This is a genomic window from Pseudomonas sp. H1_F01 (genome assembly GCF_054681425.1).
Genome location: NZ_CP162823.1, coordinates 2,240,511 through 2,246,634, shown reverse-complemented (window position 1 = coordinate 2,246,634; position 6,124 = coordinate 2,240,511). Strand labels below are relative to the sequence as shown.

Annotated in this window: 5 protein-coding genes; 4 read left to right on the top strand and 1 reads right to left on the bottom strand. The window is 63.4% G+C overall.

Features of this window, described 5'->3' with window-relative positions; translation table 11 throughout:
* Nucleotides 1-238: 238 nt before the first annotated feature.
* Nucleotides 239-973 carry a thioesterase II family protein gene (locus AB4O09_RS10470; protein WP_003203977.1) on the bottom strand — a complete coding sequence of 245 codons (735 nt, stop codon included), beginning with the start codon at nt 971-973 and terminating at the stop codon, nt 239-241.
* A gap of 200 nt (nt 974-1,173) precedes the next feature.
* Between AB4O09_RS10470 and tam the strand changes: the two genes are divergently transcribed.
* From tam to AB4O09_RS10450, 4 genes are all read left to right on the top strand, one after another.
* Nucleotides 1,174-1,944 (top strand): trans-aconitate 2-methyltransferase, encoded by a 771-nt coding sequence (gene tam, locus AB4O09_RS10465; RefSeq protein WP_003203979.1) that lies wholly within the window; start codon nt 1,174-1,176, stop codon nt 1,942-1,944.
* A gap of 91 nt (nt 1,945-2,035) precedes the next feature.
* Entirely contained in the window at nt 2,036-3,169 is a 1,134-nt protein-coding gene (locus AB4O09_RS10460; protein WP_013693943.1) for a cupin-like domain-containing protein, read from the top strand.
* A gap of 242 nt (nt 3,170-3,411) precedes the next feature.
* The gene (locus tag AB4O09_RS10455) at nt 3,412-4,212 is read left to right on the top strand and encodes an SDR family oxidoreductase (RefSeq protein WP_027912205.1); all 801 of its coding nucleotides are present in this window, start codon (nt 3,412-3,414) and stop codon (nt 4,210-4,212) included.
* Entirely contained in the window at nt 4,205-6,028 is a 1,824-nt protein-coding gene (locus tag AB4O09_RS10450) for a glycoside hydrolase family 15 protein (protein ID WP_223524412.1), read from the top strand. The genes AB4O09_RS10455 and AB4O09_RS10450 overlap by 8 nt, the downstream gene beginning before the upstream one ends.
* Nucleotides 6,029-6,124: the final 96 nt, after the last annotated feature.

Here is a 6,124-nt window from a genome sequence, read left to right as displayed (position 1 = left end):
TTCTGGGGTATCCGGAATCAGTGGGCACAAGGCACAAAGGCAAGTCGTCCCTATAAAACGAATGCAGACCGGAAAAATTAGCGTTTGAGAATTTGTGTCAGAAAGAGAGGTTCTGATCGTTCCCACGCTCTGAGTGGGAACGCACCCGGTGACGCTCTGCGTCACACAGAGGACGCAGAGCGTCCGGGGCGGCATTCCCACGCAGGAGCGTGGGAACGATCGTCACGGGCCCAGTGGATCAGGCGCTGATGGCCAACCCATGCCGCCGATGATGCACGCTCAACTGATCCTTGATCAGCCGCAGCACCTTGGCCTCGTGCTCATGAATGAAGAAGTGCCCACCGGCCAGCATGTCCACCGAAAAGCTGCCCGTGGTTTCCTGGCGCCAGCCAATCAGTTGCTCCGTGGTGGCCTTGTCGGTGGTGCCGCCGAGCACATGCACCGGGCAGTTGAGCGGTGGTCGCAGCCGCGGCTGGAAACGTCCGCACAGCAGGAAGTCGGCCCGCAGGACCGGCAAGGTCAGGGCCATCAGCTCTTCATTGGCCAATATCTCTTCGCTGGTGCCGTTGAGGGTGCGCAGTTGCTCGATCAGTTCAGCGTCGGTTTTCGGCTCGGCGAAACCGCGGTCATAGTCGGCGCGCATCGTCGGCGCTGCGGTGCCGGACGCAAACAGCGCCACCGGTTCCGGGCAGCCGAGCTCACGCAGGGCATGGCCGATCTCGCAGGCCAGCAGCGCGCCCAGGCTGTGACCGAACAAGGCGTAAGGGGCCTGGAGCGTCGCGGACAATTCCCGCGCCAGTTGCATCGCCAACAGCCCCATGTCGGTGTGCAGCGGCTCGTCGAAGCGCGCCCCGCGCCCCGGCAGTTCCACCGGCTGCACGTGCAGCCATTGCGGCAACTTGCGCCGCCAGCGGCTGTACACCATCGCGCTGGCGCCGGAATAAGGCAGGCACAGCAGGGTCAGTTGGGTCACTGCGGTTTTCTCCGATCGGTCGTGTAAAGAAGATAACGAAATCGTAACCCACCGATTTAGTCAAAACCGTGACGTTCGCTACGAGATGACAGCACCTTGTGGGAGCAAGGCTTGCCCGCGATGAACGATAACGCGGTTCATCTTCCCACCCGACCTTATACTGGCGATACCTCGAACACTGCACCACACAGGAGAACGCCATGGGCTGGTCCGCCAAGCAATACGTCGCCTTCGAACAGGAACGCACCCGTCCGTCCCGAGACCTGCTCGCCGCCATTCCTCCCACCCAGGCCGGCTCGGTGATCGACCTGGGTTGCGGCCCGGGCAATTCCACCGAGCTGCTGGTGGAACATTTCAACAGCGCCACGGTGCGCGGCCTGGACAGTTCCAGCGACATGGTCGACGCCGCACGCAAACGCCTGCCCGCCGTGGCGTTCGACACCGCCGACATCGGCCAATGGGATGAACCCGGGCCGTTCGACGTGATCTTCGCCAACGCCGTGCTGCAATGGCTGCCCGACCATGCCACCCTGCTGCCCTCGCTGGTGGGCAAACTCGCCCCCGGTGGCAGCCTGGCGATCCAGATGCCCGATACCCTGCACCAGCCCTCCCACCGCCTGATGCGGGAAATCGCAGCAAGCGGGCCTTGGGCCAGCCAACTGGCCGGGGCGGCTGATTCTCGGACCGAGGTGGAGGACGCCAGCACCTATTACGCGATCCTCAAACCCCACTGCAGCCGCGTCGATGTGTGGCGCACCACCTACCATCACCCCCTGGCCGGTGGCGCCGCAGGCGTGGTGGAATGGTTCAAGGGCAGCGGCTTGCGGCCGTTTCTCGAACCTCTGGATGAGACGCAACGCAAGCAGTATCTGGCGCAGTACCTCAAGGCGATCGAACAGGCTTATCCCACCCTGGAGGATGGAACGGTGCTGCTGCCGTTTCCCCGGGTGTTCATGGTCGCGACGCGCTAGGGCGACGGTCGATGACGCGGCGATCGGGGCTAAATTTCTGCTCCAGGCCCTCGTTACCTGCTAAGACCAAAAACCCGCAAGAGTGACCGCCGTGGACCTGCAAACCATCCTGGGCAAGCTGTTCGCCAATGCCGGCGCCGTAGGTATCGAAGGCGTCTTCCAATTCGTGTTCGGCCCGCACCAGGCCTACTGGTCCGAGGTCAAGGCCAGCAGTCGCACCCAGGCCGGCCGCCACAGCAGCCCCGACGTCACCATCGAGGTGGCGGAAAAGGACTTCCTCGGGATCATGGCGGGCCTGGCCAATGTCGAGGAACTGTTCGCCAGCGGGCGCCTGAAGATTGGCGGCAACATGGGCCTGGCGACGCTGCTGCCGCAGATCATCGACCATGCCCGACATGGCGGTGGCGTGGTGGAAAAGGTCGATATGAACAAGCGCTACCCCACCCCGTCGCGCTTCAGCGAAAAACTCACCGCCAGCCTGCCGCCCCAACGCAGGGTGGAGCGTCGTCCCCGCAGCGAGCTGTCGGTACAGGAGTTTCAAGCGCGCTATCTGCCCCACGGCATTCCGCTGGTCATCAGCGATGCCTTGCAGGACTGGCCATTGTTCAAGCTCAGTCGCGAAGAATCCCTGGTGCATTTTGCCGAGCTGCAAGGCATCACCCGCCACGGCGACTACGTGAAGAAGACCTTCTCCACCGAGCGGGATTTCCGCTCCACGTCCATGGCCGACTTCATCGCCTCCCTCGACAGCCCGGCGACCAAGGGCGCCGACGGCGAACCACCGGCCTACATGGGCAACAACATCCTGCCGGCGCAACTGATGGAGCAGATCAAGTACCCGCCCTACTTCGACGCCTCACTGTTCATCCCACCGCGCATCTGGATCGGCCCCAAGGGCACCCTGACGCCGCTGCATCGCGACGACACCGACAACCTGTTCGCCCAGGTCTGGGGCCAGAAAACCTTCACCCTCGCCGCGCCTCACCACCGCGAAGCCCTGGGCACCTGGTCCACTGCGCCCCAAGGCGGGTTGGACGGCTGTGATTTCAACCCGGACGCGCCGGACTACCAACGCTTCCCCCACGCCCGCGACGTGATCTTCATGCGCGTGACATTGGAGGCTGGGGATTTGCTGTTTTTGCCGGAAGGTTGGTTCCATCAGGTGGAGTCGGTGTCTACGTCGTTGTCGGTGAATTTCTGGGTGAATTCGGGGCGGGGTTGGTAACAGCCGGTCTGAAGCAACATTCTTTGTGGCGGGGTAATTGTGGGAGCAAGGCTTGCCCGCGACGAAGGCAATGCGGTCTTTCAGAAATCGAGTCGCCTGTTTCGCGAGCAAGCTATGCTCCCACAGTCCCCTTGCCACAGGTTTGTGTTTGAATCTGGAATATGAAGACCGCTTCACCCAAATGAACTCTGCACGCCTCACGCCAGTCAGCAGGTAAGGCCCTCAATTCAAGGTGCTAGACCATGCAGATATCCCTCGCCCGACAGGTTGCCCTGGTCACCGGCGCCAGCTCCGGCATTGGCGCAGGCGCGGCCAGGGCGTTGGCAGATGCGGGTGCCGCGGTGGTACTCAACTACCACTCCAGCGCCGGCCCGGCCGAAGCGCTGGCCCGTGAAATCAACGCCACCGGCGGCCGCGCCATCGCCGTCGGGGCCGATGTGTCGAAGGAGCCGGACGTCGAACGGCTGTTCGCCCAGACCCTCGAAGCGTTTGGCGCGCTGGACATCCTGGTCGCCAACTCCGGCCTGCAAAAAGACGCCGCCACCGTCGACATGACCCTGGAAGACTGGAACACCGTGATCGGCACCAACCTCACCGGCCAGTTCCTCTGTGCTCGCGCCGCGCTGCGAATTTTCACCCGCCAGGGCATTCGCCGGGGCGTGTCCCGGGCCGCTGGCAAGATCATTCACATGAGTTCGGTGCACCAGCGCATTCCCTGGGCGGGCCACGCCAATTACGCTGCGTCCAAGGGCGGGGTCGATCTGCTGATGCAGAGTCTGGCCCAGGAAACCAGCCACCAGCGCATCCGCATCAACAGCATCGCCCCCGGCGCCATCCGCACGGCCATCAACCAGGATGCCACCGAGGGCGAGCAGGGACAGAAACTGCTGGAGCTGATTCCTTACGGTCGCGTCGGCGATGTGGAGGACGTCGCCAACGCGGTGGTCTGGCTGGCCTCGGACTTGTCCGATTATGTGGTGGGCACCACGCTGTTCATCGATGGCGGGATGAGCCTTTATCCGGGGTTTCGCGGCAATGGCTGATCATGACGAACCGCAAAGCCCCATCGAGAACCACGGCATCATCGGCGACATGCGCAGCGCCGCGCTGGTCAATGACCGAGGCAGTGTCGACTTTTTCTGCTGGCCGGAATTCGACAGCCCATCGATCTTTTGTTCGCTGCTGGATACGCCGGAGGCGGGGATTTTCCAACTCGCGCCAGACCTGCCGAATGCCCGCCGCCAGCAGATCTACCTGCCCGACACCAACGTGCTGCAAACCCGCTGGCTGAGCGACGGCGCCGTGGTGGAAGTCACCGACCTGCTGCCCATTGGTGACAGCGAGGATGATTTACCGGTGCTGATGCGCAAGGTGCGCATGACCGTCGGCAGCGCGACGTTTCGCATGCGCTGCGCCGTGCGGCATGACTACGCCCGGGCCGCCACCACGGCGCGCCAGGACGCTGCCTACATCTGTTTCGAGGCACCGGGACAACCGAGCCTGCGCTTATGCTCCGATCAGCCCATGACGCTGGACGGCAATGCGGCGGTGGCCGAGTTCACCCTGACGCAGGGCCAGAGCGCCGAATTCCTGCTGGGTGGCATTGACGATCCGCGCCTTCAGGACGATGTCAGCGCGATCTGCCTGGAACGCACCCTGGCGTTCTGGCGCGGCTGGATCGCTCAGTCCACCTACCGGGGACGCTGGCGGGAAACGGTCAACCGTTCGGCCCTGGCGCTGAAGCTGCTGACCTCGCGCAAACACGGCGCCATCCTCGCCGCCGCCACTTTCGGCCTGCCGGAAACCCGCGGCGGCGAACGCAACTGGGATTATCGCTATACCTGGATCCGCGACGCCTCCTTCACCGTCTACGCGTTCATGCGCCTGGGCTTCGTCGAAGAAGCCAACGCCTACATGCGCTGGCTCCGTGGGCGGGTCAGTGACTGCTGTGATCAACCGATCAAACTCAACATCCTCTACGGCTTGGACGGCAGACTGGAACTACCGGAAACCGAGTTGCCGCACCTGAGCGGCTTCGGCAACGCCCGACCGGTACGCATCGGCAACCTGGCCTACAAACAGGTGCAGTTGGACATTTTCGGCGAGCTGATGGACGCGGTGTACCTGGTCAACAAATACGGCGAAGCCATCTCCCATCAAGGCTGGAAACACACCGTCGACGTAGTCGACCAAGTGTGCAAGGTCTGGCAGGACAAGGATGTGGGTATCTGGGAAATGCGCGGCGACAAACAGCATTTCCTGCATTCGCGGCTGATGTGCTGGGTCGCCGTGGATCGCGCCATCCGCCTGGCCGAAAAACGCTCCCTGCCCGCCCCGTTCGCCCGCTGGGACGAAACGCGCCAGGCCATCTACCAAGACATCTGGACGAACTTCTGGAACGACGAACACCAGCACTTTATCCAGCGCCTGGGCAGCACCGCCCTGGACGGCTCGATGCTGTTGATGCCGCTGGTGCGCTTCGTCAGCGCCCGCGACCCGCGCTGGCTCTCGACGCTCGACGCCATCGAAAAAGACCTGGTGCGCGACGGCATGGTCTATCGCTACCGCAACGACGACAGCCCCATCGACGGCCTCAGCGGCATCGAAGGCTCATTCGCGGCCTGCTCATTCTGGTACGTCGAATGCCTGGCCCGCGCCGGCCGCGTGGAAAAAGCCCAGCTGGAGTTCGAACAACTGCTGCGCTACGCCAACCCGCTGGGACTCTACGCCGAAGAATTCGACAGCCACGGCTACCACCTGGGCAACACTCCCCAAGCCCTGACCCACCTGGCGCTGATCAGCGCGGCGAGCTTCCTGGATCGCAAGTTGAGCGGGGAGAAAACTCATTGGCAGCCGTGAGGCGGGCTGCCCTTCAGACTGAGCACAGTCCCTGTGGCGAGGGAGCTTGCTCCCGCTGGGTTTGTGATCGTTCCCACGCTCCCGCGTGGAAACGCC

Excerpts from the sequence above, each read along its gene's own strand:
- tam (WP_003203979.1), top strand. The coding sequence starts at position 1,174 with ATGGGCTGGTCCGCCAAGCAATACGTCGCCTTCGAACAGGAACGCACC.
- AB4O09_RS10455 (WP_027912205.1), top strand. The coding sequence starts at position 3,412 with ATGCAGATATCCCTCGCCCGACAGGTTGCCCTGGTCACCGGCGCCAGC.
- AB4O09_RS10450 (WP_223524412.1), top strand. The coding sequence starts at position 4,205 with ATGGCTGATCATGACGAACCGCAAAGCCCCATCGAGAACCACGGCATC.